This window comes from Siccirubricoccus sp. G192, from assembly GCF_019084075.1.
Classification (GTDB): Bacteria; Pseudomonadota; Alphaproteobacteria; order Acetobacterales; family Acetobacteraceae; genus G192.
This window is the reverse complement of sequence record NZ_JAHREN010000001.1, coordinates 3,457,109-3,480,914: the sequence shown is the minus strand read 5'-3', so window position 1 is coordinate 3,480,914 and position 23,806 is coordinate 3,457,109. Positions and strand designations below refer to the sequence as shown.

Sequence of the window (23,806 nt, the reverse complement as noted above, 5' to 3'; positions counted from 1 at the left end):
TCCGGCAACCCGCCCCATGCAGTGCGCGACGTCACCGGCCAGCGGATGCAAGGGCCTCGACGGCGGTGACCAGCATTGTCGGGTCGAAGGGCTTGTACAGGATCGGCGCCGCTGGATGGCCCCCCGTATCGCAGCCCTCCATGTAGCCCGTGGCGAACAGGAACGGCACGCCAAGCGCGGCCAGCCTGTCGGCGACTGGCGCCACCGCTTCGCCATTCAGATTGATATCGAGCACGGCGGCACTCAGCCCGCCATCGGAGGCCGCCCGCTCGATGAGTTGCAGTGCCTCACCAACCGAGGAAGCGGGCCCCAGGACCTTGGCTCCCGCATCGAGCAGGCCGTCCTCAACCAGCATGGCCACGATGGCCTCGTCCTCAACGACGAGAATCCGCTTGTCCCGGAGCGTGGTTTGACAACCCGGGAACATCCCCAAGCCCATGATGACGGCGCTCCTATGATGCATTGATGCCCAAAACCGATCCGGCATCCCTGAAAAAGCTCGTATTAGGAAGCGTCCTACATCAAGCACGGCCGGAGCGCCCTTGTCGGTTTGATTCCGAACGGCAGGCGCGAGAAACCCGAAGCCTAGCCGGGCGGCGTCGCCGCGCCGGGACCGAGCAGCCGCGCGAATTCGTGCCGGACAATGTGGTAGCATTCGCAGGAGGCGGCTTCGAGGCCCGGTTGGTCGAGAATTTCCATCCGGCCCCGCGCGTAATGGATCAGGCCGGCCTTGTGCAGGATGCCGGCAGCGATGGTCACGCTGGGACGGCGCACGCCGAGCATCATCGAGATGAACTCATGGGTCATGGGGAACTCGTCCTGCCCGGCGCGGTCATGCGCGATGAGCAGCCAGCGGGCGAGGCGGTTCTCCACCGCGTGTCGCGCATTGCAGGCGGCGGTCAGCGACACCTGGGCGTGGAAGGCCAGGGCGTAGCGCAGCAGCGGCGCCCGGAACGCGGCGCTGCGGTCCATCTCGGCGCGGAACGCCGCAGCCTCGATCCGGAGCGCGGTGCCCTCCATCTGCACCCGGGCGTCGGTGACGGAATGGCTGTTCCCATAGACGAGGGGAAGACCCACCAGGCCCTCCGATCCGGCGACCCCGGCTTCGACCTGCTCCCCGTCCTCCAGCGTGACGATCAGGGACACCATGCCGGTCTCGACGAAGAACACCGCATCAACGGGGCCACCGGCCGCATGGATCGTCTGGTCGAAGGGGAGTTCAACGCGTTCCAGATGCGGCTCCAGGTGAGCCCAATCCTCGGGTGACAGGGCCGCGAGGAGGCCATTGCGGACGGAAGGGCGGTGCTGGGTGGGATGGGCCATTCGGCTCTCCTGCGCGTAATGCGGCGGGAGCACTGACCTCTCTCTGTCGCCTACGGCCTGGGTCCGTTGCGGGCGATTGACCGAGGATGGGCCTTGCCGGGGGCCTTAACAAGCAGGAGGCACCGGCTTTGCGCTGATATCCTTCCCGGTCTTGGGCGGTCGAAATCCGCAGCGGCAAGATCTCGGCCGGCCTTTGTTCGATTTCGAACGCACGAATACCTCGCTGCCGCGTTGTCCGCACTTCCCCCTGAATGCGTCAGTGGGCAGCACGGGGCGCGTCCGATGCGGATTCTGATTGTCGAGGACGAGGCATTGATCGCCATGCTGCTGACCGAGAGCCTGGAGAGCGCGGGGCATCAGGTGATGGGGCCTGCCGCCACGGCAACGGAAGCCCTGGCGCTGTGCGAGGCGGCGCGACCGGACCTGGCGTTGCTCGACATCAACCTCCGGGACGGCAGCAGCGGCCTGGATGTGGCGCGCGCGCTCCTTCCGCGGTGGGGTGTGCTGGCGATTTTCACCAGTGCGCAGATCATGGAGGCGTGCCAGGCACGGGACATCGCGCTCGGCTACATCCGCAAGCACTACCAGCCCGAGACGGTGCTGAGCAGCATCGAGGTGGCGCGCGTGGTGATGGACGGCGGAAAGCCAGGCAATATCCCGGCGGGATTCAGGCCGTTCTTCGCAACGGAATAGGCTGGTGCCACAAACCCCCGCCCACGGGCCGGGGGATAGCGACCCTGGCATTCTGGCTACAGGACAAGCGGAAAGCGGATGGTGATGCTGGTGCCGCGCTCCGGTGTCCCCTGCTCGATGTCGCCGCCGAGTTGCCGGGCCAGGTGCCGCAGCAGTTCGAAACCCTGCCCGCCACCGGCGCGGCGTGCCGCCACCTTGGCGGGATCGGTGCCCCGGCCCTCATCGGCGACAGTGAGTGCCGCCTCGGCCCGAAGCTCGTCGGTCTGGAGCGCGACCCGCACGATGCCCTCCTCGCCCTCCGGATAGGCATGCTTGGCGGCGTTGGTGACCAGTTCGTTCACCACGAGGCCCGCCGCGACGGCCTTGTCGAATGGCAGCACGCAGCTATCCAGTTCGACCTCGAACACCACCCTGCCGCCGAGGCTGAGATCGAGGCTGCCGAGGAGGGCACGCAGATAGCCCGCAAGATCGGTGCCGGTGCCGTCCGCAGTGCCGCCGCCCTCCACGCCGGAGAGGCGATCCTGCGCCAGGGCGACGGCGGTGACCCGCTGCATCAGCCTGCCGAGCCGCTCGGCCGCCCGCGTATCCTGCTCCGTGGTGGCGGTGCGGCGCTCGCGCGCGAGCATGGCGGCTACCAGGGCCAGGTTGTTCTTGGCCCGGTGCTGCAACTCGCGGAGCAGCACCCCCCGCCGCTCGGCGCGCACCGCCACCTCGGCGGCGGCGGCTTCGGCCCGGGCAACCGCATCGCGGCGCTGCAAGGCACCTGCGACAAGGGCCGCCATCGCTTCGAGGAACTAGACGTCAAGCTCGTCGAAATGGCCGGGCTGTTCACTGTCCGCCTCCAGCGTGCCCCAGATGATCCCGTCGAACCGGATGGGAACATTCAGGAGCGAGACGAGGCCGTGTTCGGCGATGACCGGTTCGAGGCGGAACTCGGGATGGTCGCGGATATCGTCGATCATCACCGGCTGCCCGATTTGCAGGGCACGCCCCGCAGGTGAAGCGGCATCGATCCCGAACCGAGCCTTGCCGATCAGGCCCGGCCGCCAGCCGAAGCCGGCCTCGGCCAGCAGGTCGCCCTGCTCGGTCCGGTAGCGCATGATCTTGGTGTGGCGGACGCCGGTGGCGCGGGCGGCCTGCGCCACGGCGCGCTGGAGCAGCGGCCCGATCTCCAGGTCTTCCAACGCGATCCGGCCGAAATCCCGCAGGATGCGCTGGTGGAGACGCAGGCGCTGCGCCTCCTTCACTGGATCGGGGCTGGCAGGGTCGTCTCGGGAGGTCCGGAATGGCATGGGGGTTCAACGGGCTCGGCCGCCGAATGTTCAATCGTCAAGTGGGGCGGCTGGTGCCCCCGGGCCGCGCCACCGGCCCGGGGGTGGCCAGACCCTCAATCCGGCTTCACCCCGGCGCGGCGGATCACCTCGCCCCAGCGGGCCGTCTCGCTGCGGATGAAGGCGGTGAATTCCTGGCGGCTGGTCGGGCTCGGGATGGCGCCCTGCTCGCGCAGCAGCCGGGCCGTCTCGGGGTCCTGCAAGGCGGCGACCGCGGCGCGGTGCAGCAGGGCCAGCGCCGGCTCCGGCGTGCGGGCCGGCGCCACCAGCCCGTGCCAATTGTTGGTCAGCACTCCCGGCAGGCCAGCCTCCGCCATGGTCGGCACCTCCGGCAGCAGCGGGTAGCGTTCCTCGGCGCCGATCGCCAGGGCCCGCAGGGTCCCGGCGCGCAGATGCGGCAGCAGGATCGGCAGGTCGGCCAGCCCCATCTGGATCTCCCCCGCGAGCAGCGCCGTGGTGAGCGGCGCGCCGCCGCGATAGGGCACATGGGTGATGTCCACCCCGGCGGTGAGCTTGATGAGCTCGCCCGCCAGATGCGGCATGCTGCCCGGCCCGGTGGAGCCGTATTCAGCCGCCCCGGCTCCGCCTTCGCCGCCGCCAGGAATTCCGCCAGCGTGCGGTAGGGCAGGTTGGCCGGCACCACCACCGGTTCATGCACGATCACCGCCAGCGTCAGCGGCGCCAGGTCGCGCAGCGTGTCATAGGGCATGTTGGGTTGCAGCCCGGGCGAGATCGCCAGGCCTCCGGCGCTGCCGATCGCGATGGTATGGCCATCCGGCGCCGCCTTGGCCGCGGCATCGACGCCGGTGACGCCGCCGGCACCCGGCCGCGATTCCACCACCACTGTCTGGCCGAGCACCTGCGACATGCGGGGCGCCATCAGGCGGGCCACGATGTCGCTGGGGCCGCCAGTGGCGAAGGGCACGATCAGCCGCACCGGCCGGTTGGGAAAGGGCTCCTGCGCCGCGGCGGGCCGAATGGCCGGCAGGGCGGCGATGAGGGCGGCGAGCAGCGCGCCCGGCAGGCTGCGGATCATGGCGGCATCTCCTCCGATTTGGCCGGGGCTTTTGCCGCCCGGCCTTGCCTGCGAGTATCACCCATGCCCCGCCGCCCTCCAAGCGGCCCGGGGGCTGGATCGGGAGGCACCATGCGCATCACCGCCGTCACCACGCATATCCTGAGCAGCGCCTTCAGTTACGGCAATCCGGCGGCGGCGCATGGCAGCGGCGGCGGCAACCTGCACCTGCGCAACATGGACACATTGCTGCTGCGGGTGGAGACCGATGCCGGCCTCGTCGGCTGGGGCGAGGGCTTCGGCTTCACCCTGGCGGAGACCACCCGCGACGCGGTGGACCGGCTGATCGCGCCGGCCTGCATCGGCCAGGAGGCGGGCGACATCGCCGGGCTGATGCGCAGCTTGCAGCGGCGCTTCCATAATTTCGGCCGCAACGGCGCCCTGACCTTCGGGCTTTCGGGGCTCGACATCGCGCTCTGGGACCTCGCCGGCAAGGCGGCGGGCAAGCCGCTGCATGCGCTGCTCGGCGGGGCGAAGCGCAGGCGCGTGCCGGCCTATGCCAGCCTGCTGCGCTACGGCGCGCCGGAATTGGTGGCGAGCAATACTGCGGCGGCGGTGGCGCAGGGCTATCGCCGGATCAAGCTGCATGAGGTGAGCCTCGACTGCATCCGCGCGGCGCGCGAGGCCGCGCCGGCCGAGGTGCCGCTGATGCTCGACATCAACTGTCACTGGGATACGGTGGCGCAGGCGGTGGGCTTCGCCGAGGCGGTGGCCGGCCAGGGCATCGGCTGGATCGAGGAGCCGGTCTGGCCACCGGAGGATTTCGCCTCCATCGCCGAGGTGCGGAAGGAGGCCGGCCTGCCGATCGCGGCCGGGGAGAATTGCGGCGGCGTCGAGGAATTCCGGCGCATGGTCGAGGCCGGCGCGGTGGATGTCCTGCAGCCCAGCGTCACCAAGGTCGGCGGCATCAGCGCCATGCGGGAGGTGCTGGCGCTGGCCGCGGCGGCCGGGCTCCGCCTGGTGCCGCATTCACCCTATTACGGCCCGGGCCTGCTGGCGACGCTGCACCTGCTCGCTGCCTGCGAGACGGAGGAGCCGCTGGAATACTACTTCGCCGAACTCGACCAGACGCCCTTCCCGGCGCTGATCCCGCAGGGCGGTTTCGTCGCGGTGCCTGACGGGCCGGGCCTCGGGCTGGAGCCGGACCCGGCCTTGCTGGCGGCGCCGTAGCGGCACCGCCCCCGGCGGTTGCGCCGGGAGCCACGCTGTTGCAGGCCATGCTCCCGGGCATTGCCGGGATGACCAACCTCTCCGCCGCAACCGGAAGCGTCAGGGTTTCCCGTCAGGGCGGTGTTGGACCAGCGGCCTTGCGCGGCGGCTCAGGGGCCGCCGCTCTTGCCGCGCTGGCGATGATCGGGATCGGCGCCGAGGTAATAATTCGTGTTCTGCGCGCGGCCATCACCGGCCGATGTGCCCTGGTATGCGGCACCTCGGGGCGTCGGCGTGGGGTTGCACCCGGCCAGTGCAAGAGGGGTTGCGAGCATGACGAAGACAAGCAGGGGCCGACCGATATTCATCGAAGCCTCCTCAATGGTCATGACGATCCTGGCGCGAGGCCATGGCCGCTTCAGCATCATGCGCCGAAACGCATGTTAATACATGCAAAATTGCAAACGGCAGCCTGCAAATTCTACGTAAATTTCAGCATCGGTTCCGGCTGCCGCTAATCCTGGTGCGCCACGCCATCCACCAGGCCGCAGAAATGCAGCAGGGTCCGGGCGCAGGCGGCCGGCATCAGCACCTGGATGGCGTGGTAGGGTGTCGGCAGATGCACCAGGCGGAGATGCGGAATCCCCCGGCGCAAGGCGGCCTCATGCGGGCCGGTGACCAGGCCGGCGCTGGGATAGAGGCCAAGCGCCGGCACCGTCACCCCGGCCAAGTCGCCCGTGACATCGAGGCTTGAGGCGAATTCCGCCACCGCGACCATCGCCTCCACATCCGCCTTGCCGGATTCCTCGGCATACCAGCGCAGCAGGGCGGGATCGGTGCCGGGCGGGAAGCGCGTCGCCGCGCCGACCCGCTCCGCCCAGCCACGGCTGCCGAGGCTGCGCAGGGCCGCCGTCCAGCTCGGGAAGCCGCAGGCGAAGACCTCCCGCGTCGGCGCCGGGAAGGAGAGGGGGGAGGAGAGCAGGGCCAGGCTGCGCAGCCGCTCCGGCCGGCGGCCGGCGAAGCGGATGCCGATCATGCCGGCCAGGGATTCGCCGAGGTAATGCACCGGCTCGCCCAGCATGGCGGTGATGGCGTCGAGGTCATCGAGCAGACCCTCGGGATGCAGCCCTGCATGCGGGTCGAAATCCAGCGGCGACTGGCCGAAGCCGCGCAGATCCGGCCGGATCACCCGGTAGTGGCGCGAGAGGTAGGGCACCCAGGCGCGGAAGAACCGGCCGGAGCGCGCATAGCCGTGCTGCAGCACCAGCCAGGGCGCCTGGCGCCAGGGATCGGTATGGTCGTCCACCACATAGTGCAGCCGCGGCTGGCCGGGGCGGTCGAGGAAGGGCATGCGCGGCTAATCCGTCCTGATGCCGGCGCTCTCCGCGATGCGCCGCCACTTCTCCGACTCGCGGGCGACCAGCGCCGTGAATTCCGCCGGGGTGGTGAAGACCGCCTCGGCACCCTGGGCCTGGAAGGCGGCGCGCAGGGCCGGGTCCTGGCTGGCCTGCCGCAGGACCGCCGAAAGCCGCGCCACCACCGGCTCCGGCAGCCGCGCCGGGCCGACCACCGCATACCAGTTGTCGGCCAGCAGATCGGGGTAGCCCGCCTCGCCGGTCGTAGACACCTCGGGCAGGGAGGGGCTGCGCTGGCCGCTTGCCATCGCCAGCGCCACCATCGCGCCGCCGCGGAGCTGCGGCAGCAGCACCGGCAGATCGGCGAAGAGCAGGTCGATATTGCCGGCCACCAGGTCCGTCACCGCCGGGGCGGCGCCGCGATAGGGCACCACCACGATCTCCACCCCCGCCTGCACCCGCAGCAATTCCGCCGCGAGATGCGAGATCCCGGCGGCCCCGGCGGTGCCGATATTCAGCTTCCCCGGTTCCCGCTTCGCCCGCGCCACCAGCTCGGGCAGGGTCCGCAGGCCGAGCCGCGGATGCGCGACCAGCGCCTCCGGCACGCGGGAGACCACGCTCAGCAGCGTGAAATCCTCCGGCACGCGATAGGGCACGTTGCCGCTGACATGCGGGCTGATGACCAGCGAGCCGCCATTGGTGATCGCCAGGACATACCCGTCCGGCGTCGCCTTGGCCGCGGCATCGGTGCCGGTGACGCCGCCGCCGCCGGCACGGTTCTCCACCACCACGGGCTGGTGCAGCGCGGCGGAATAGAGCGGCGCGAGAAGGCGGGCGAAGATGTCGCTCGGCCCGCCAGGCGGGAAGGGGACGATCAGCCGCACCGGCCGGTTCGGCCACTCCGCGGTCTGCGCCCGGGCGCGGGGTGCCGTGGCGGCAAGGCTGGCGGTGGCCAGCAGCAGGCTGCGGCGCTGCATCGGCGTCTCCTTCCTCCCCTGCGGCGCGGGCCGCGTCATTCCAGCGAGATGTTCAGCCGGCGCAGCAGCGGCGGCCAGGTGGCGGTGTCACGGGCAAGCTGCTCGCGGAAGCCCGCCGTGCCGGTGCCGCCCTGCAGGCCCGCCGTGGCGAGGCGCTCCGCCACCTCCGGCCGGGCCATGCTGGCCAGGATGGCGCCTTCCAGCGCCGCCCGCCGCGCCGTCGGCACGCCGGAGGGGGCCAGCACGCCATACCAGTTCTCCATCACCAGGCCGGGCTGGCCGAGTTCCGGCGCGGTCGGCACCTCAGGCAGCAATGGCGTGCGGGCATTGCCGAAGACCGCCAGCGCCCGCATTCGCACGGCCCGCACCTGCGGCACCAGCACCGGGGTATCGGCGATCATCAGGTCGACATTGCCGGCGAGCATGTCCGTCACCGCCGGGCCGGCGCCGCGATAGGGCACATGCGTCATCTCGAGCCCGGTCGCCAGCCGCACCATCTCGCCCGCGATATGCATGGTGGTGCCGGGCCCGGCCGAGGCATAGGTCAGCGGCCGGCCCAGCTTCCGCGCCGCTTCCGCCAGCCCGGCCAGGCTCTCCGCCAGGTCAGGCCGCACCACCAGCAGGGAGGGGACGCGGCCGAACAGCGCCACCGGCTCGAAGTCGCGCTGTGGGTCATAGGGCAGGCGGGGTTGCAGGGTGGCGCCCAGCACCACCACGCCGAGGCTGCCGAGCAGCAGGGTCTGGCCGTCCGGCGCGGATTTGGCGACGATCTCGCTGGCCAGCACGCCGCCGGCGCCGCCGCGATTGTCCACCACGACAGGCTGGCCCAGCACCTGCGCCATTCCCGGCGCCACCAGCCGCGCGAGCTGGTCGGCCGGGCCGCCGGCGGCAAAGGGGATCACCAGCCGCACCCCCTGCGCCTGCGCCCGGGCTGGCCCGGTGGCGCGCGCCGTGGCGGCGAGCAGCAGTAGGGCCAGCGGCCTGCGCGGCAAGCCTTGCATGACGTTTCCTCTCCTTCTCCCCGGCGCGCATCATGGCGCCGCTTGCGGCTGCCGGCAAAGCCGGGGCGTGCGGCCAGGGGAAAGCGGGAATTCCGACACCGACCGAATCGTGGTCGCGGGCGGGTTGCGCGGCAGCTGAACCCTGGCGCGCCGACGCGCTGGCCGGAAGCACGGCAGCCAGGGTCAGCCCGGCCGGGAGGGGGCCCCGTCTTCGTGCCCGGGCGCAGGTGCGGCGAGGGTGGTTCCCGCTCAATACCGGTAATCGGTTGGCGGATAGGCCGGGTAGGCCGGTGGCGCATGGTATTGGGGCGCATAGCTTGGCGGTGCATAGCCCTGGGGCGCATAGGCCGGCGGCGGTTGGTACCCGTAGCCCTGTGCTGCCGCCGCGGCCGCCGCATTGTTCTGATCGACCGCGCCGCCGATCAGTCCGCCCACCAGCGCCCCGGCCGCCGCGCCGCCCACCGCGCCGAGGCCGCGGTCATAGGGCCCCGAGGCCGCCGCGCCCAGCAATCCACCGGCCACTCCGCCTGCCACCACCCCGGCGCCCGCATTCGGGCCGATCGGCGCAGCCGGGGCGTAATAGCCGTAATAGGGAACCGGCTGCACCTGCACGCAACCTGCCGCCGGCAGGGCGAGCAGCGCCAGCAAGCCGAGCCGCAAACCCCTGGAACCCCTTTGCCGCATGATGCCGGTCTCCGTGCTTCGCCATTGTAACGCGCGGCGGCGCCGATCCGTCGCCAGCGTATCATTTCCAGGCGGTGAGCGCGTCCATTGCATGGCTCCGGCGTGGCGGCGGCAAGGCGGCCTGCCCTCGACAGCGCCGGGCCTTTGCCGGAAAACCCGGGGCAGGCGAGGGGCAGCGGCGGCGTGATGGTGGCGGAAGGCGGCAGGCCGCAGCCTGGGCTCGGCGAGATCCTGGGCGTATTCGCCCGGCTCGGCATGGCCAGCTTCGGCGGTGGCCTTTCCGGCTGGATGCACCGGGAGGTGGTGCGCCGGCGGCAATGGATGACGGAGGAGGGGTTCCTCGCCGGCATCGCCCTCGGCCAGGTGCTGCCGGGGCCGAACAGCGTCAACCTCGCGCTCTATATCGGGCAGCACCTGCGCGGCTGGCAGGGCGCGGCGGCGGCCTTCGCCGGCATCCTCGGCCCGCCCTTCCTCTTCATTCTGCTGTTGGCGCTGCTCTATGCCGGGGCGGCGGGGATCGCCTGGCTGGGCCCGGTGCTGGTGGGCGTGGCCGCGGCGGGGCTGGCGAACAGTTGCACGGTCGGGCTGCGCACCGCGCGGCGGCTGCGGGGCCTTGGCCCCTGGGCCGTGCTGGTGGCCACCTTCCTGGCGATCGGCGTGCTGCGGCTGCCGATGATCCCGGTGGTGCTGGTGCTGGCGCCGGTGAGCGTCGGGCTGGCCTGGTGGGCGGGGCGGCGCGATGCTGCCTGACCGGCTTTTCGCCCTGGTGCTGGTCTTCGCGCCGCTGTCGCTGGTTTCGCTCGGCGGCGGCCCCTCGATCTTCGCGGAGATGCAGCGCCAGGCGGTGGAGGTGCATGGCTGGCTGACCGATGCGGAATTCGTGGAGCTCTTCGCGATCTCCCGCGCCGCGCCGGGGCCGGGCTCGCTGATCTCGGCGCTGGTCGGCTGGCGGGCGGCCGGCTTCGCCGGCGCGCTGGTGGCGGCACTGGCGCTCTATGTGCCCTCCTCGCTGCTGCTGCTCGGCGTCGGCCATTGGTGGCGGCGGCGCGGCGACAGCCCGGTGCGGCGGATGATCGAGCTTGGCCTGGCGCCGATCGCCGCCGGGTTGATCTTCGCCGGCGTGCTGACGCTGTTGCAGGCGGATGGCGCCGGCTGGCTGGAAGTGGCGACGATGGCGCTCTGCACCCTGGCGCTGCTCCGCGATGCCAGCCCTTATCTGGTCATGCTGCTGGTGGCCCTGGCCTATGGCGGCATGCAGTGGGCGGGCTGGATCGGCGGCTGATTCGGCGCCCGGCAAGGGCCGGCTGCCGCGGTTGACACGGCATGGAACCCGGCCGAAGGATGCCCCCCGATGGCGCCCCAAGCGTCGCCCAGGCACCGGAGAGGACCGTCCATGGCCAATGAGCCGCGCTATGTCGAGCACGATCGCGATGGGGACGTGCATGTCCTCCGAATCGCCAATGCCCCGGTCAATACGCTGCGCACCGAGGTGCGTGCCGGGCTTCTCGAAGGATTGAAGGCGGCCGCGGCGGCGGGGGCGCGCGCCATCGTGCTGATCGGCTCCGGCCGCAATTTCAGCGCTGGCGCCGAGATGACCGAATTCGGCAAGCCGCGGAAGCCGCCCTCGCTGCCCGAGGTCTTCGACGCCATCGAGCAGTCCAAGGTCCCGGTCGTGGCCGCGATCCACGGCAATGCGCTGGGCGGCGGGCTGGAACTGGCGCTGGCCTGCCATGCCCGCGTCGCCTCCCCCGGCGCGCAGGTGGGGCTGCCCGAGGTGAAGCGCGGCTTCGTGCCCGGCGCCGGCGGCACCCAGCGGCTGCCGCGGCTGATCGGGCTGGAGGCGCTGCGCATCATCGTCAGCGGTGAGCCGGTCCCGGCCGAGGAGGCGGTGCGGCTCGGCTTCATCGATGCCGTGCTGCCGGGAGAGCTGGAGAAGGCCGCCGTGGCCTGGGCGCGGGAGAATGCCGGCCGGCAATTCACCCTGGCGCGCAACCGCACGGACAAGATCCAAGGCCAGGACATGGCCGCTTTCGACGAGGCGGCGAAGAAGCTGACCGCGCGCTCGCGCGGCCAGGAAAGCCCCAAGGGCTGCGTCGAGGCGGTGCGCGCCGCCTTCACCAGGCCCTTCGAGGAGGGGCTGCAGGTGGAGCGCGAGCAGTTCCAGCGCCTGGTTGCCGGCGAGCAGAGCCAGGCGCTGCGGCACATCTTCTTCGGCGAGCGCGAGGCGCAGCGCATCCCCGGCATGCCGGCGGAGACCAAGCCCCTGCCGGTGAACAAGGTGGTGGTGATCGGCGGCGGCACGATGGGCGGCGGCATCGCCATGAGCTGCGCCAATTTCGGCATGCCGGTGACCATCGTGGAAACCAGCGAGGAGGCGCTGCAGAAGGGCCTTGCCCGCTGCCAGGCGAATTGGAAGCGCACGGTGGACAGCGGCCGCCTTTCCCAGGCGGAGATGGACAAGCGCGCCGCGCGGCTCAAGGGCACCACGGATTTCGACGCCGCGGTACGCGAGGCCGACCTGGTGATCGAGGCGGTCTTCGAGGATATGGGCGTGAAGAAGGAGATCTTCGCCCGTCTCGACAAGGTGGCGCGGCCGGGGATCGTGCTCGCTTCCAATACCTCGACGCTGGATATCGACCAGATCGCCAGCGCGACGAAGCGGCCGGAACTGGTCTGCGGCATGCACTTCTTCAGCCCGGCCAATGTCATGCGGCTGCTGGAGATCGTGCGCGGCAAGGCCACCAGCTTCCAGACCATCGCGACCGCCATGGATGTCGGCCGGCGCATCGGCAAGCTGAACGTCGTGGTCGGCAATTGCGATGGCTTCGTCGGCAACCGCATGACCGGCAAGCGCGGCCCGCAGATCGAGAAGCTGCTGCTGGAGGGTTGCCTGCCGCAGGATATCGACCGGGTGATGGAGGGCTATGGCATGGCCATGGGCCCGCTCGCCACCGGCGACCTGGCGGGGCTCGACATCGGTGCCGCGGTGCGCAAGGCGCGCGGCACGGTGGCGCCGATCGCCGATGCCATCGTCGCCGCCGGGCGCTTCGGCCAGAAGACCGGCAAGGGCTATTACCTGTATGACGAGAACCGCAAGCGCCAGCCCGACCCGGAGGTGGAGCGGATCATCCTGGAAACCGCGGAGAAGATGCAGGTGCGCCGCCGCAAGATCCCGGATGAGGAAATCCTGGAACGGCTGCTGCTGCCCATGGTGAACGAGGGTGCCCGCATCCTGGAGGAGGGCGTTGCCTCCCGCCCCGTCGATATCGACGTGATCTTCGCCAATGGCTTCGGCTGGCCGGCCTGGCGCGGCGGTCCGATGTTCTGGGCCGACCGCATGGGTCTGCCGGCGGTGCGCGACAAGCTGACCCAATACGCCGAGGCGACGGGCGACCAGAACCTGCGGCCCGCCTCGCTGATCGTGCGGCTGGCCGAGACCGGCGGCAGCTTCGCCACCATGAAGTCGCCGGACAAGGCGGCCTGACCGAACATACGGAGAGAGACAGATGGAACTCCGCTTTTCCGAGGCCGAGCGCGCCTTCCGCCAGGAGGTCCGCGACTTCATCGCAAAGGAACTGCCGGCCGAGACGCGCGAGCGCATGGTTGCCGGCAAGTCGCCGACCAAGGACCAGGTCGTGGACTGGCAGCGCAAGCTGAACGCCCGCGGCTGGGCCGCGCCGGAATGGTCCAAGGAATATGGCGGCCCCGGCTGGTCACTGGCGCAGCGCTACATCTTCCGCGAGGAGTTGCAGCAGGCGCCCGCGCCTTCGCCGCTCGGCTTCAACATCAACATGTGCGGGCCGGTCATCATCGAATTCGGCACCGAGGAGCAGAAGAGGCGGTTCCTGCCGCGCATGCTCAACCTCGACGACTGGTGGTGCCAGGGCTTCTCCGAGCCTGGCGCGGGCTCCGACCTCGCCGGCCTCAAGACCCGCGCGGTGCGCGAAGGCGACCACTATGTCGTCAATGGCCAGAAGACCTGGACGACGCTGGCGCAGCATGCCGACTGGATCTTTCTGCTGGTCCGCACCGACCCGAACGCCAAGAAGCAGGAGGGGATCAGCTTCCTGCTCTGCGACATGAAGACTCCGGGGATCACCGTCCGCCCGATCATCACCATCGAGGGCGGGCACGAGGTGAACGAGGTCTTCTTCGACGACGTGAAGGTGCCGGCGGAGAACCTGGTCGGCCAGGAGAACCGCGGCTGGGACTGCGCCAAATTCCTGCTCGGCAACGAGCGTTTCGGCCAGGCGCGCGTGGGCGCCTCGCGCGAGCGCATCCGCCGGCTGAAGGTCATCGCCTCCACGGAAGCGATGGATGGCGGCAAGCCGCTGATGGAGGACCCCGACTTCCGCCGCAAGGTCACGGAGATCGAGGTGGGATTGCAGGCGCTGGAGATGACCGTGATGCGCGTCATCGCCACCGAGACCAAGCGGAAGGACAAGAAGCCCGACCCCGCGACCTCCGTGCTCAAGATCAAGGGCACCGAGATCCAGCAGATGTGCTCCGAACTGCTGATGCAGGCGGCCGGGCCCTATGCCTGGGTGGATGGCGACCCGGACGAGGAAGGCGCGAACGAGGTGGATGTGGCGCCCGACTGGGCCTTCGGCCTTGCCGGCGTCTATTTCAACTGGCGCAAGCAGTCGATCTACGGTGGGTCCAACGAGATCCAGCGGAACATCATGGCCAAGGCCTTTCTGGGACTCTGACGCAACATGGATTTCGACCTGACGGAGGAGCAACGGCTCCTCCAGGACAGCCTGGCCCGGCTGCTCGGCGACAAATACGGCTTCGAGCAGCGCAAGGCCTATATGAACACGCCGGAGGGCTGGAGCCGCGAGGTCTGGTCGCAATATGCCGAGCTTGGCCTGCTCGGCCTGCCCTTCGCCGAGGATGAGGGCGGCTTCGGCGGCGGCCCGGTGGAGACCATGCTGGTCGCCGAGCAGATGGGCCGCGCCATCACCCTGGAACCCTGGCTCACCACCGTGGTGCTGGGCGGCGGCTTCCTCCGCCACGGCGCCACGGCGGCGCAGCGGAGCGAACTGGTGCCGCAGGTGGCCGCCGGCGAATTGCTGCTCGCCTTCGCGCATACCGAGCGCCAGTCCCGCTACGACCTGAACGACGTGGCGAGCACGGCGAAGCGCGACGGCAGCGGCTGGGTGATCGAGGGCCGCAAGGGCATGGTGGTGCATGGCGACAGCGCCGACCGGCTGATCGTCACCGCCCGCGTGGCCGGCGGCCAGCGCGACCGCAAGGGGATCGGCGTCTTCCTGGTGGATGCGAAATCGCCCGGCGTCACCCGGCGCGGCTATCGCACGGTGGATGGCCAGCGCGCGGCGGAGGTGGAGTTCTCCGGCGTGCGGGTCGGCGGCGATGCGGTGCTCGGCAATGCCGAGGACGGGCTGCCGCTGGTCGACCAGGTGGTGGACGAGGCCATCGCGGCGCTGGCCGCGGAGGCGGTGGGCGCCATGCAGGTCGCGCATGACATGACGCTCGACTACATGAAGACGCGGCAGCAATTCGGCCGGCCGATCGGCAGCTTCCAGGCGCTGCAGCACCGCGCCGCGGATATGCTGGTGCAGTTGGAACAGGCGCGCAGCATGTCCTATTTCGCCGCGATGGCGGTGGAGGAGCGCGACCCGGCGGCGCGGCGCAAATCCATGGCCTCGGTCAAGGTGCAGATCGGCCGTTCCGGGCGCTTCGTCGGCCAGCAATCGATCCAGCTGCATGGCGGCATCGCCATGACGATGGAATATGCCTGCGGCCATTACTTCAAGCGGCTGACGGTGAACAACAGCATGTTCGGTGATGCCGACCACCACATCCGCAACCTGGCGGATACGGGCGGCCTGGTCGCGGCGGCATGATCCAAGGGCCCCGCCATGAAAGTGACGGGGCCTTTCCACATCAGGATTGACCGGGCGCTGCATGGCATGATTCCCTGCGCGCATCAAAACCGAGGGAGGAACACATGATCCAGCTTGGCCAGGTTGCGCCGGATTTCGAGGCTGAGACGACGCAGGGCCGCATCCGCTTCCATGACTGGCTGGGCGGGTCCTGGGGCGTGCTGTTCAGCCACCCCAAGGACTTCACCCCGGTCTGCACCACGGAACTCGGCGAGACGGCCCGCCTCAAGCCCGAATTCGACCGGCGCGGGGTGAAGGTGATCGGCCTCTCGGTTGACCCGGTGGCCAGCCACCAGGGCTGGGAGGCGGATATCGCCGAGACCCAGGGCCATGCCGTGAACTTCCCGATGATCGCCGACCCGGAGAAGAAGGTTTCCAACCTCTACGGCATGGTGCACCCCGAGGCCGATCCGGCGATCACGGTGCGCACCGTCTATGTGATCGACCCGCAGAAGAAGGTGCGGCTGATGCTGGTCTATCCGCCGAGCACCGGGCGGAACTTCCAGGAGATCCTGCGGGTGATCGACAGCCTGCAACTGACGGATCGCGCCAAGGTGGCGACGCCGGTGAACTGGCAGCCCGGCGAGCGCGCCATCATCCCGCCCTCGATCCCGGACGAGCAGGCCAAGGGGATGTTCCCGCAGGGTTGGGAAGCCAAGAAGCCCTATCTGCGCTATGTCGAGGTGAAGTAGCGCCGGGCCCGCGCCGCGGCGGCCACGCTTTTCGTTTGCGCGTGCCGCCGCGTTGCGGTTCCATCCCCCGGCGATATCAGCAAGCGTGACCGGGGACGATATGACGGAACAGGCGATCAGGCGCCGCCAGCTTCTGGCGGGCGCCGGCGTTTCGGTTTTGGCGGCGCCATGGATCGCCAGCGCCCAAGGGAACGCGAACCAGGGTGACGCGATCCGCATCGGCGAGATCAACAGCTACACCGCGCAGCCGGCCTTCCTGCAACCCTACCGCAATGCCTGGCTGCTGGCGCAGGAACAGGTGAATGCCGCCGGCGGCATCAACGGGCGCCGCATCGAAACCATTTTCCGCGACGATGGCGGCCGCCCGGAAGACGCGGTCCGCATGGCGGGCGAGCTGGTGAATGCCGAGCGCGTGGCGCTGCTGTCCGGCGGCTATCTCTCCAATGTCGGCCTCGCCATCGCCGATTTCGCCAACCAGAACCGGCGGCTCTTCGTGGCGAGCGAGCCGCTCACCGATGCGCTGGTCTGGTCGCGCGGCAACCGCTTCACCTTCCGGCTGCGCGCCAGCACCTACATGCAATCGGCGATGCTGGTGGAGGAGGCGGCGAAGCTGCCTGCCAAGCGCTGGGCGACCGTCGCGCCCAATTACGAATACGGCCAGTCCGCCGTCCGCTGGTTCAAGGAATTGCTGCAAAGGGCCCGGCCCGATGTGCAATTCGTGGCCGAGCAATTCCCCGCCCTCGGCCGGATCGATGCCGGCGCCACGGTGCAGGCGCTTGCCGCCGCCAATCCGGAGGCGATCTTCAATGTCACCTTCGCCGCCGATCTCACCAATTTCGTCCGCCAGGGCCTGACCCGCGGGCTGTTCGAGCGCCGCCGTGTCGTCTCCCTCCTGACCGGCGAGCCGGAATACCTCGAACCGCTGCAGGACGAGGCGCCGGAGGACTGGATCGTCACCGGCTATCCCTGGGACCAGATCAACACCCCGGAACACACGGCCTTCCGCGATGCCTATCAGCAGCGCTGGAACGCGCATCCCTATCTCGGCAGCGTGGTGGGCTACAGCACTGTCCAGGCGATCGTCGCCATGCTGAAGAAGGCCGCCGCGGTCGAGACGGAGCCGATGCTGGAGGCAATGCGCGGCCTGCAATTCCCCACGCCCTTTGGCCAGGTGGAGTTCCGCGCCATCGACCAGCAATCCACCATGGGCGCCTTTATCGGCCGCACCGTGCTGCGCGGCGGCAAGGGCGCCATGGCCGATTGGCGCTATGCCGATGGCCGCGACTACCTGCCGCCGGATGACGTGGTGCGACAACTTCGCCCGCAGACCTGACCGCGCCCTGCCTTGGAGAACCTGACCCTCCAGGCCCTGAGCGGCCTGGCCAGCGCCTCCTCGCTGTTCCTGGTGGCTTCCGGCCTGACGGTGATCTTCGGCGTCAGCCGCATCGTGAATTTCGCGCATGGCTCGCTCTACATGCTGGGCGCCTATCTCGCCTGGACGCTGGTGACGACCCTGCCGCGCGGGTATCTCGGCTTCTGGGGCGGCGTGCTGGGCGCCGCGCTGCTGGTCGGGCTGATCGGCGTGGTGGTGGAGGTGCTGCTGCTCCGGCGCATCTACCGCGCGCCGGAATTGTTCCACTGCTGGCCACCTTCGGCGTGCTGCTCATCGTGCAGGACCTGGCCCTGCTGGCCTGGGGGCCGCAGGACCTGCTCGGGCCACGGGCGCCGGGCCTGCGCGGCAGCATCGAGATCCTGGGGATGCGCTTCCCGCTCTATGAGCTGTTCCTGATCGGGGTCGGGCCGGTCGTGCTCGGCCTGCTCTGGCTGCTCTTCCAGCGGACCCACTGGGGCAGGCTGGTGCGGGCGGCGACGCAGGACCGTGAGATGCTGGGTGCCCTTGGCGTCGACCAGCGTCGCCTCTTCACCAGCGTGTTCTTCCTCGGCAGCCTGCTCGCCGGCCTCGGCGGCGCGCTGCAATTGCCGCGGGAGAGCGTGAACCTGCACATGGACCTCGCCATCATCGCCGAGGCTTTCGTGGTGGTGGTGGTGGGCGGCCTCGGCAGCCTTGGCGGCGCTGCCCTCGCGGCGCTGCTGATCGGCGAGCTGCACGCCTTCGGTATCCTGATCGCGCCGCGCATCACCCTGGTGCTGGCCTTCCTGGTGATGGCGGTGGTGCTGGTGCTGCGCCCGCACGGGCTGCTCGGCCGGCCCGCGGAGCCTGCGCGCGGCGGCCTGGCGGAGACGCCCATTGGCCCGGCGCCGCCGGCGCTGAAGTGGCTGGGCCTCGCCGCCCTGGCCGCCGCCATCATGCTGCCGCCCTTCGCTGGCGACTACACCCTGACGGTGCTGACCGATCTCGCGGTCTTCGTGCTGTTTGCCGCCAGCCTGCATTTCATCATGGGGCCGGGCGGCATGGCGAGTTTCGGCCATGCCGCCTATTTCGGCCTTGGCGCCTATGGCGCGGCGCTGGCGGCGAAGTGGCTGGGCGGCTCGATGGCGCTCGGCCTGGTGCTGGCGCCCTTCGCCGCCGGGCTGTTCGGCCTGGTCTTCGGCTGGTTCTGCGTGCGCCTCTCCGGCGTCTATGCGGCGATGCTGACCCTGGCCTTCGCGCAGATCGCCTGGTCCGTCGCCTTCCAATGGGTGGAGGTGACGGGGGGCGACAACGGCATCCTCGGCGTCTGGCCGGACCCTTGGGCGGCGGGAAAGCTCACCTACTACTACCTGGCGCTCGCCTTCTGCCTCGGCGCCACGCTGCTGCTGCGGCGGATCATCCACGCGCCCTTCGGCCATGCGCTGCGGGCCCAGCGCGACAGCCCGCTGCGGGCGGAGGCGATCGGCATCGATGGCTTCCGCGTCCGCTGGCTCGCCTTCGCGCTCGCCGCCGGCATGGCGGGCATTGCGGGCGGCTTCTTCGCCTATGGCAAGGGCAGCGTCTTCCCGACCTTCATGGCCATCCCGCGCAGCGTGGACGTGCTGCTGATGGTGCTGCTGGGCGGCGTGCAGACCCTCTCCGGCCCGATCATCGGCGCGCTCGCCTTCGCCGGGTTGCAGGAGCAATTGGCGCGCTTCACCGAATACTGGCGGCTGGTGCTCGGCTGCGTCATCGTCGCGCTGGTGCTGTTCTTCCCGCAGGGCCTGGCTGGCGCCGCGCGGCGATGGTGGGAGGATCGCCATGGCAGCGCCGGTGCTTGAGGTCGAGGGCCTGCGCAAATCCTTCGGCGGGGTCGAGGCGGTGGCGGGCGTCTCCTTCGCGGTGCATCCCGGCGAGATGCTGGCGCTGATCGGCCCCAACGGCGCCGGCAAGAGCACCTGCTTCAACATGCTGAACGGCCAGCTCCGGCCGGATGCGGGCCGGGTGCGGCTGGCGGGCCGCGACATCACCGGCCTGCCGCCGCGCCGAGTGTGGCGGATGGGGGTCGGCCGCACCTTCCAGGTCACCGCCACCTTCGGCTCCATGACGGTGCGGGAGAACGTGCAGATGGCGCTGCTTTCGCACCGGCGCCGGCTCGGCGGGCTGTGGCGGCCGGTGGCGGGGCTGGAGGCGGGGGAGGCGGAGGCGCTGCTCGCGCGGCTCGGCATGGCGGAGCAGGCGGGTCGCCCCTGTGGCATCCTCGCCTATGGCGACCTGAAGCGGGTGGAACTGGCGGTGGCGCTGGCCAACGACCCGCGGCTGCTGCTGATGGACGAACCCACCGCCGGCATGGCGCCGCCGGAGCGGGTGGCGCTGATGGCGCTCGCCGCCGGCATCGCCCGCGAACGCGGCATCGCCGTGCTGTTCACCGAGCATGACATGGATGTGGTCTTCGGCCATGCCAGCCGCATCCTGGTGCTCGACCGCGGCCGGCTGATCGCCGCGGGGACGCCGGAGGCGGTGCGCGCCGACCCGCGGGTGCAGGCGGTCTATCTGGGAAGCGAATTGCCGTCTGACACTGGGGGCATCATTCCTGATTGAACTATGCAGACATAGCGCAGCACGAGCCATAAGCCAGGAGGAGCAATGACGACCGCCATCTACATCGACAGCAACGTCTGGAACTGGCTCTTTGAGAGTAATATTGACTTGTGGGAAGAATTTCCGGCGGATAGCTATGAGGTTTGCATAACTAATGAAATAATATTGGAGGTAGACAGCATACCGGAAGATAAGAACCTGCTGCGGGAGTTTGCTGAGCGTACAATCAAAAATGCTGGCGCCGTCAACCGACCGTACTTTGGTTTCTGCAATCCTGATTATCAATTAGGGCAGCAGAGAGCAGGAGGGTTCGGCTCCGGTGTCCTTGCCAAGGCTGATGAGGTCGCTTTCAAGCACATGAGGAGTCACCCCGCTGGAGCTGCCAGACCCACAGGATTGGAAAAACACGAAGCTGATGACGCACTTTGTATGCGCTCCCTGCACAATGTCGTACTCACTCTTAACATGAAGAACCCCTTCAAGGCGGCATATGAGAAAGGCGGAAATGTCGTGTTCCTCAACGGCTTCGAATCCTGCAACATATCCTTGAGAGAATTTGTCGAAGCACATCTCAAATCGAGGCCGCAGATAGGTATGCCTCCGACCTGATCCGGCACAACGAAATCACTGTGCTCTCCGTCACCGGCCTGCACGCGCATTATGGCCGCGCGCATATCCTGGCCGATGTGGCGCTGGAGGTGGCGGCGGGGGAGGTGCTGGTGCTGCTCGGCCGCAACGGCGCCGGCAAGAGCACGACCCTGAAGGCCATCATGGGTCTGGTCCCGCCGAGCGCCGGGCGCGTGGCATTCCTCGGCCGGGACATTACCGGCCGCGAACCCTTCGAGATCGCCCGGCTCGGCCTCGGCTATGTGCCGGAGGAGCGGCGGATCTTCACCGAACTGACCGTGCTGGAGAATCTGGAGGTCGGCCGCCGGCCCGCCCCCGCCGGCGCCCGGGCCTGGACGCCGGAGCGGCTGTTCGAGCTTTTCCCCGGCCTCGCCCCGCTGCGCGACCGGCCGGCCGGGCGGATGAGCGGCGGCGAGCAGCAGATGCTCACCATCGCCCGCACCCTGATGGGCAATCCCCGGCTGGTGCTGCTGGACGAGCCGAGCGAGGGGCTGGCGCCGGTGGTGGTGAGCCGCATGGCGGCGGCGATCGGCGTGCTGAAGGCGGAGGGGCTCTCGATCCTGCTCTCCGAGCAGAACCTGCGTTTCGCGGAACAGGTCGCCGACCGCGCCGCCATCATCGAGCGCGGCCGCATCCGCTGGCAGGGCGACATGGTGGCGCTGATGCGGGATGCGGCCAGCCGCATGAAATACCTCTCGATCTGACCATATTCGCCGCTGGCGCCGCCGCATGGTAACCGAGGGCATGGATACCCGGACTTTACCCATCGCGACCGAGGACCCCGCCGCGCTGGCGCGGGCGCCCTGGTGGCGGCGCGGCCTGCGGAACGGCGTGCTGATGGGGCTGCTGGCCCTGGCGGCGATCCTGCTGCTGGCCCAGGGGGGAGTTGCCCGGCCTCGGCCGCGTGCTGGCGGACCTGCCATCCGGGGTGGCGATCTCGGTGGCGGTGCACCTGCCGCAGATCCTGCTGACCGCCATGGCCTGGCGGGTGCTGCTGCCCCCTGGCCGGCGCCCCGGCCTGGCGGCCATGGCGCAGCTTCGCTGGTTCCGGGAATCCGCCAATGCGCTGCTGCCGGCCGGCGCGCTGGTCGGCCAGGCGGCGGCGGCAAGGCTGCTGGCGCGGCGCGGCGTTCCAGGGGAGATGGCCGGCGCGACGGCGACGGTGGACCTGACCCTGGAGGCGGTCTCGCAGCTGGTCTTCACCCTGGCCGGGATCGGGCTCCTGCTGGCCGGTGGCGCCGACCGCGCCATGGCCAGCCTCGCCGTGGCCGGGCTCGGGGTGGCGGCGCTCGGGGCCTTCGCCATGGTGCTGGCGCAGCGGCATCTCGGGCCGCTGGAGGCGCTGCTCCGGCTGCTGGCGCGGCGCTGGCCGGCGCTCAGGCCGGAATGGATCGGGGAATTGCAGCAGGCGGTGCGGCGGCTGCACACGGACCGCGGAGCGCTGGTGGCGGCGCTGCTCTGGCATGGCGCCGCCTGGGTGCTGGGGGCGGTCGAGATCATGGGCGTGCTCGGGCTGCTCGGGCATCCCGTTTCGCTGGCCGATGCGCTGGTCATCGAGAGCCTGGCGCAGGCGCTGCGGAATGTCGGTTTCATGCTGCCCGGCGCCCTGGCGGTGCAGGAGGGGGCGATCATCGGCGCCGCCGCCCTGGTTGGCGTCCCGCCGGCCGCGGCGCTGGCGGCGGCCCTGATTCGCCGAACCCGTGAAGTGGCTTTCGGCCTGCCGGGGCTGGTGGCCTGGCACCGATCCGAGGTAACGGGGGCGCGGGCACGGATTGCCCGAAGGGGACCCGGATGACCAAGCCACGCTCGGGCGCGCTCGATCTGCTGCGGCTGCTGCCCAAGGGCGGGCCGGCGATCTGTAACGTCTCCGTCACGAATGCCTGCAACGCCACCTGCGATTTCTGCAATTTCGCGCATGACAAGGGCTTCGTCACGCACCGGACCTGGCTGGATGCCGGCCGCTTCGTGGAGGCGCTGTCCCTGCTGCGGGCGCGGGCGGGGGTGCGCTTCGTCACCTTCATGGGCGGCGAACCGCTGCTGCACCCGCGCATCGCCGAGATGGCGCGGGCGGCGACCGACATGGGCGTCCAGCCGACCCTGGTGACCAATGGCTGGCTGCTGCCCGGCAAGCTGGACGCGCTGGCGGAGACCGGCATCACCACGCTCTTCGTCTCGATCGATTCCGCCGATCCCGCGCTGCATGAGAAGAACCGCGGCCTGAAGGGCGTCTGCGAGCGCATCCGCGGCGCCAATGCGCGGATGGCGGAACGCGGCATGACCCCGATCGCCTCGGTGGCGATGAGCCGGCTGGTCACCGACTACCCGGCGCTGGGCCGCTTCCTGCGGGAACTCGGCTTCGCCGCCGTGACCTTCTCCTATCCGCGCAAGGCGCCGCTCGGCTCCTCCTCCATGGTCTGGTCGGAGGACAGCGACCTGGTCGATCTCTCGCCGGCGGAGCTGCTGGCGGCCTTCGATGCGGTGGACCAGGTGCGCGAGATCATTCCCGTGCATAATCCGCGCGCCTCCATCGCCGATATGCGGCGGCGGCTGCGCGGCGAGGCGGAGCGGTTCCATTGCCTCGCCGGCTACAAGTATTTCTATCTCGACTGGAATTACGACCTCTGGCGCTGCGAGGACTGGAAGGAGCCACTCTGCCCGGTCTGGGAGTTCGAGCCGGGCAGGACGGTGCGCGACGGCTGCCAGGCCTGCACCACGGATTGCTACCGGGATGCCAGCGTGATGCTGCATTTCGCGGTGGCGCTCGGCGATGCCTTCGCCCGCCTCTCGGAGGGCCGGCCCGGGGCCGCCGCGGCGGCGCTGGCGGATGGGCGGAACGCCGCCTCGCTCGGCGCGGTCATGGCGCATGGCAGCCGCCTGGCGCGGCTCGCCGGTATCGGCTGAGCCGCCCGGTCGTCCGGAGGCGCAGCCGGAGCGCGTGAACCGGCCGGCAGGATACAAGCCGGGCCGCACGCGGAGGTTTGCTGCGGTCTCCCTTGCATCCGGCCGGAGGCCCGGCCATACCTAGTCGCAACGACAGTTCC

The 23,806-nt window shown here is 70.0% G+C and carries 23 protein-coding genes and 2 pseudogenes; 15 read left to right on the top strand and 10 right to left on the bottom strand.

Annotated elements, in window-relative coordinates; genetic code table 11:
* Positions 1-31: 31 nt before the first annotated feature.
* Both KSF81_RS16735 and KSF81_RS16730 read right to left on the bottom strand, forming a co-directional pair.
* Positions 32-439 carry a response regulator gene (locus KSF81_RS16735; protein WP_254453568.1) on the bottom strand — a complete coding sequence of 136 codons (408 nt, stop codon included), beginning with the start codon at positions 437-439 and terminating at the stop codon, positions 32-34.
* A 146-nt stretch (positions 440-585) separates the two neighbouring features.
* Entirely contained in the window at positions 586-1,323 is a 738-nt protein-coding gene (locus KSF81_RS16730; protein ID WP_217379952.1) for a Crp/Fnr family transcriptional regulator, read from the bottom strand.
* Between the two features lie 282 nt (positions 1,324-1,605).
* Between KSF81_RS16730 and KSF81_RS16725 the strand changes: the two genes are divergently transcribed.
* On the top strand, positions 1,606-2,016 hold the full coding sequence (locus KSF81_RS16725; RefSeq protein WP_217379951.1) for a response regulator: 411 nt from the start codon (positions 1,606-1,608) through the stop codon (positions 2,014-2,016).
* Positions 2,017-2,072: 56 nt separating this feature from the next.
* Here KSF81_RS16725 and KSF81_RS16720 read toward each other — a convergent pair whose 3' ends face one another.
* The 3 genes and pseudogenes from KSF81_RS16720 to KSF81_RS16710 form a co-directional block, all read right to left on the bottom strand.
* The gene (locus tag KSF81_RS16720; RefSeq protein WP_217379950.1) at positions 2,073-2,798 is read right to left on the bottom strand and encodes a sensor histidine kinase; all 726 of its coding nucleotides are present in this window, start codon (positions 2,796-2,798) and stop codon (positions 2,073-2,075) included.
* A gap of 12 nt (positions 2,799-2,810) precedes the next feature.
* Positions 2,811-3,308 carry a GAF domain-containing protein gene (locus KSF81_RS16715; RefSeq protein WP_217379949.1) on the bottom strand — a complete coding sequence of 166 codons (498 nt, stop codon included), beginning with the start codon at positions 3,306-3,308 and terminating at the stop codon, positions 2,811-2,813.
* Between the two features lie 95 nt (positions 3,309-3,403).
* A pseudogene (locus KSF81_RS16710) lies at positions 3,404-4,215 on the bottom strand (Bug family tripartite tricarboxylate transporter substrate binding protein).
* A 279-nt stretch (positions 4,216-4,494) separates the two neighbouring features.
* Here KSF81_RS16710 and KSF81_RS16705 point away from each other — a divergent pair.
* Positions 4,495-5,592: a mandelate racemase/muconate lactonizing enzyme family protein gene (locus tag KSF81_RS16705; RefSeq protein WP_217379948.1), complete on the top strand. Its 1,098-nt coding sequence runs from the start codon at positions 4,495-4,497 to the stop codon at positions 5,590-5,592.
* A 149-nt stretch (positions 5,593-5,741) separates the two neighbouring features.
* On the opposite strand, the gene KSF81_RS16700 is transcribed toward KSF81_RS16705, so the two are convergent.
* From KSF81_RS16700 to KSF81_RS16680, 5 genes are all read right to left on the bottom strand, one after another.
* Positions 5,742-5,960: a hypothetical protein gene (locus KSF81_RS16700; RefSeq protein WP_217379947.1), complete on the bottom strand. Its 219-nt coding sequence runs from the start codon at positions 5,958-5,960 to the stop codon at positions 5,742-5,744.
* A 125-nt stretch (positions 5,961-6,085) separates the two neighbouring features.
* Positions 6,086-6,922 carry an alpha/beta fold hydrolase gene (locus tag KSF81_RS16695; RefSeq protein ID WP_217379946.1) on the bottom strand — a complete coding sequence of 279 codons (837 nt, stop codon included), beginning with the start codon at positions 6,920-6,922 and terminating at the stop codon, positions 6,086-6,088.
* Positions 6,923-6,928: 6 nt separating this feature from the next.
* Positions 6,929-7,903: a tripartite tricarboxylate transporter substrate binding protein gene (locus KSF81_RS16690; RefSeq protein WP_217379945.1), complete on the bottom strand. Its 975-nt coding sequence runs from the start codon at positions 7,901-7,903 to the stop codon at positions 6,929-6,931.
* A gap of 35 nt (positions 7,904-7,938) precedes the next feature.
* Positions 7,939-8,904, bottom strand: coding sequence for a tripartite tricarboxylate transporter substrate binding protein (locus KSF81_RS16685; protein WP_217379944.1), 966 nt, complete (start codon positions 8,902-8,904; stop codon positions 7,939-7,941).
* A gap of 249 nt (positions 8,905-9,153) precedes the next feature.
* Complete coding sequence (locus tag KSF81_RS16680) at positions 9,154-9,588, bottom strand: glycine zipper 2TM domain-containing protein (RefSeq protein WP_217379943.1); 435 nt, start codon at positions 9,586-9,588, stop codon at positions 9,154-9,156.
* Positions 9,589-9,690: 102 nt separating this feature from the next.
* Here KSF81_RS16680 and KSF81_RS16675 point away from each other — a divergent pair, with 102 nt between their 5' ends.
* The 13 genes and pseudogenes from KSF81_RS16675 to KSF81_RS16615 all read left to right on the top strand — a co-directional run bounded on the left by KSF81_RS16675 (position 9,691) and on the right by KSF81_RS16615 (position 23,666).
* Entirely contained in the window at positions 9,691-10,338 is a 648-nt protein-coding gene (locus KSF81_RS16675) for a chromate transporter (protein ID WP_217379942.1), read from the top strand.
* Complete coding sequence (locus KSF81_RS16670; protein ID WP_217379941.1) at positions 10,328-10,870, top strand: chromate transporter; 543 nt, start codon at positions 10,328-10,330, stop codon at positions 10,868-10,870. Before KSF81_RS16675 ends, KSF81_RS16670 begins: the two co-directional genes overlap by 11 nt.
* A 111-nt stretch (positions 10,871-10,981) precedes the next feature.
* Positions 10,982-13,072 carry a 3-hydroxyacyl-CoA dehydrogenase NAD-binding domain-containing protein gene (locus KSF81_RS16665; RefSeq protein WP_217379940.1) on the top strand — a complete coding sequence of 697 codons (2,091 nt, stop codon included), beginning with the start codon at positions 10,982-10,984 and terminating at the stop codon, positions 13,070-13,072.
* Positions 13,073-13,094: 22 nt separating this feature from the next.
* Positions 13,095-14,297 carry an acyl-CoA dehydrogenase family protein gene (locus tag KSF81_RS16660; protein ID WP_217379939.1) on the top strand — a complete coding sequence of 401 codons (1,203 nt, stop codon included), beginning with the start codon at positions 13,095-13,097 and terminating at the stop codon, positions 14,295-14,297.
* Positions 14,298-14,303: 6 nt separating this feature from the next.
* The gene (locus KSF81_RS16655; protein ID WP_217379938.1) at positions 14,304-15,455 is read left to right on the top strand and encodes an acyl-CoA dehydrogenase family protein; all 1,152 of its coding nucleotides are present in this window, start codon (positions 14,304-14,306) and stop codon (positions 15,453-15,455) included.
* A gap of 104 nt (positions 15,456-15,559) precedes the next feature.
* The gene (locus tag KSF81_RS16650) at positions 15,560-16,186 is read left to right on the top strand and encodes a peroxiredoxin (RefSeq protein WP_217379937.1); all 627 of its coding nucleotides are present in this window, start codon (positions 15,560-15,562) and stop codon (positions 16,184-16,186) included.
* A 100-nt stretch (positions 16,187-16,286) separates the two neighbouring features.
* The gene (locus KSF81_RS16645; protein WP_217381738.1) at positions 16,287-17,519 is read left to right on the top strand and encodes an ABC transporter substrate-binding protein; all 1,233 of its coding nucleotides are present in this window, start codon (positions 16,287-16,289) and stop codon (positions 17,517-17,519) included.
* A 12-nt stretch (positions 17,520-17,531) separates the two neighbouring features.
* Positions 17,532-19,378, top strand: a pseudogene (locus tag KSF81_RS16640) (ABC transporter permease).
* Positions 19,359-20,138 (top strand): ABC transporter ATP-binding protein, encoded by a 780-nt coding sequence (locus KSF81_RS16635; RefSeq protein ID WP_217379936.1) that lies wholly within the window; start codon positions 19,359-19,361, stop codon positions 20,136-20,138. The pseudogene KSF81_RS16640 and the gene KSF81_RS16635 overlap by 20 nt, the downstream one beginning before the upstream one ends.
* Before the next feature lie 45 nt (positions 20,139-20,183).
* Positions 20,184-20,747, top strand: a complete 564-nt coding sequence (locus tag KSF81_RS16630) for a hypothetical protein (RefSeq protein ID WP_217379935.1) — start codon at positions 20,184-20,186, stop codon at positions 20,745-20,747.
* Positions 20,748-20,767: 20 nt separating this feature from the next.
* Positions 20,768-21,469 (top strand): ABC transporter ATP-binding protein, encoded by a 702-nt coding sequence (locus KSF81_RS16625; RefSeq protein ID WP_217379934.1) that lies wholly within the window; start codon positions 20,768-20,770, stop codon positions 21,467-21,469.
* A gap of 182 nt (positions 21,470-21,651) precedes the next feature.
* A complete protein-coding gene (locus KSF81_RS16620; protein WP_217379933.1) occupies positions 21,652-22,560 on the top strand; it encodes a lysylphosphatidylglycerol synthase domain-containing protein in 909 nt (302 codons plus the stop codon).
* Positions 22,557-23,666, top strand: coding sequence for a radical SAM protein (locus KSF81_RS16615; protein ID WP_217379932.1), 1,110 nt, complete (start codon positions 22,557-22,559; stop codon positions 23,664-23,666). Before KSF81_RS16620 ends, KSF81_RS16615 begins: the two co-directional genes overlap by 4 nt.
* The last annotated feature ends 140 nt before the right edge of the window (positions 23,667-23,806 follow it).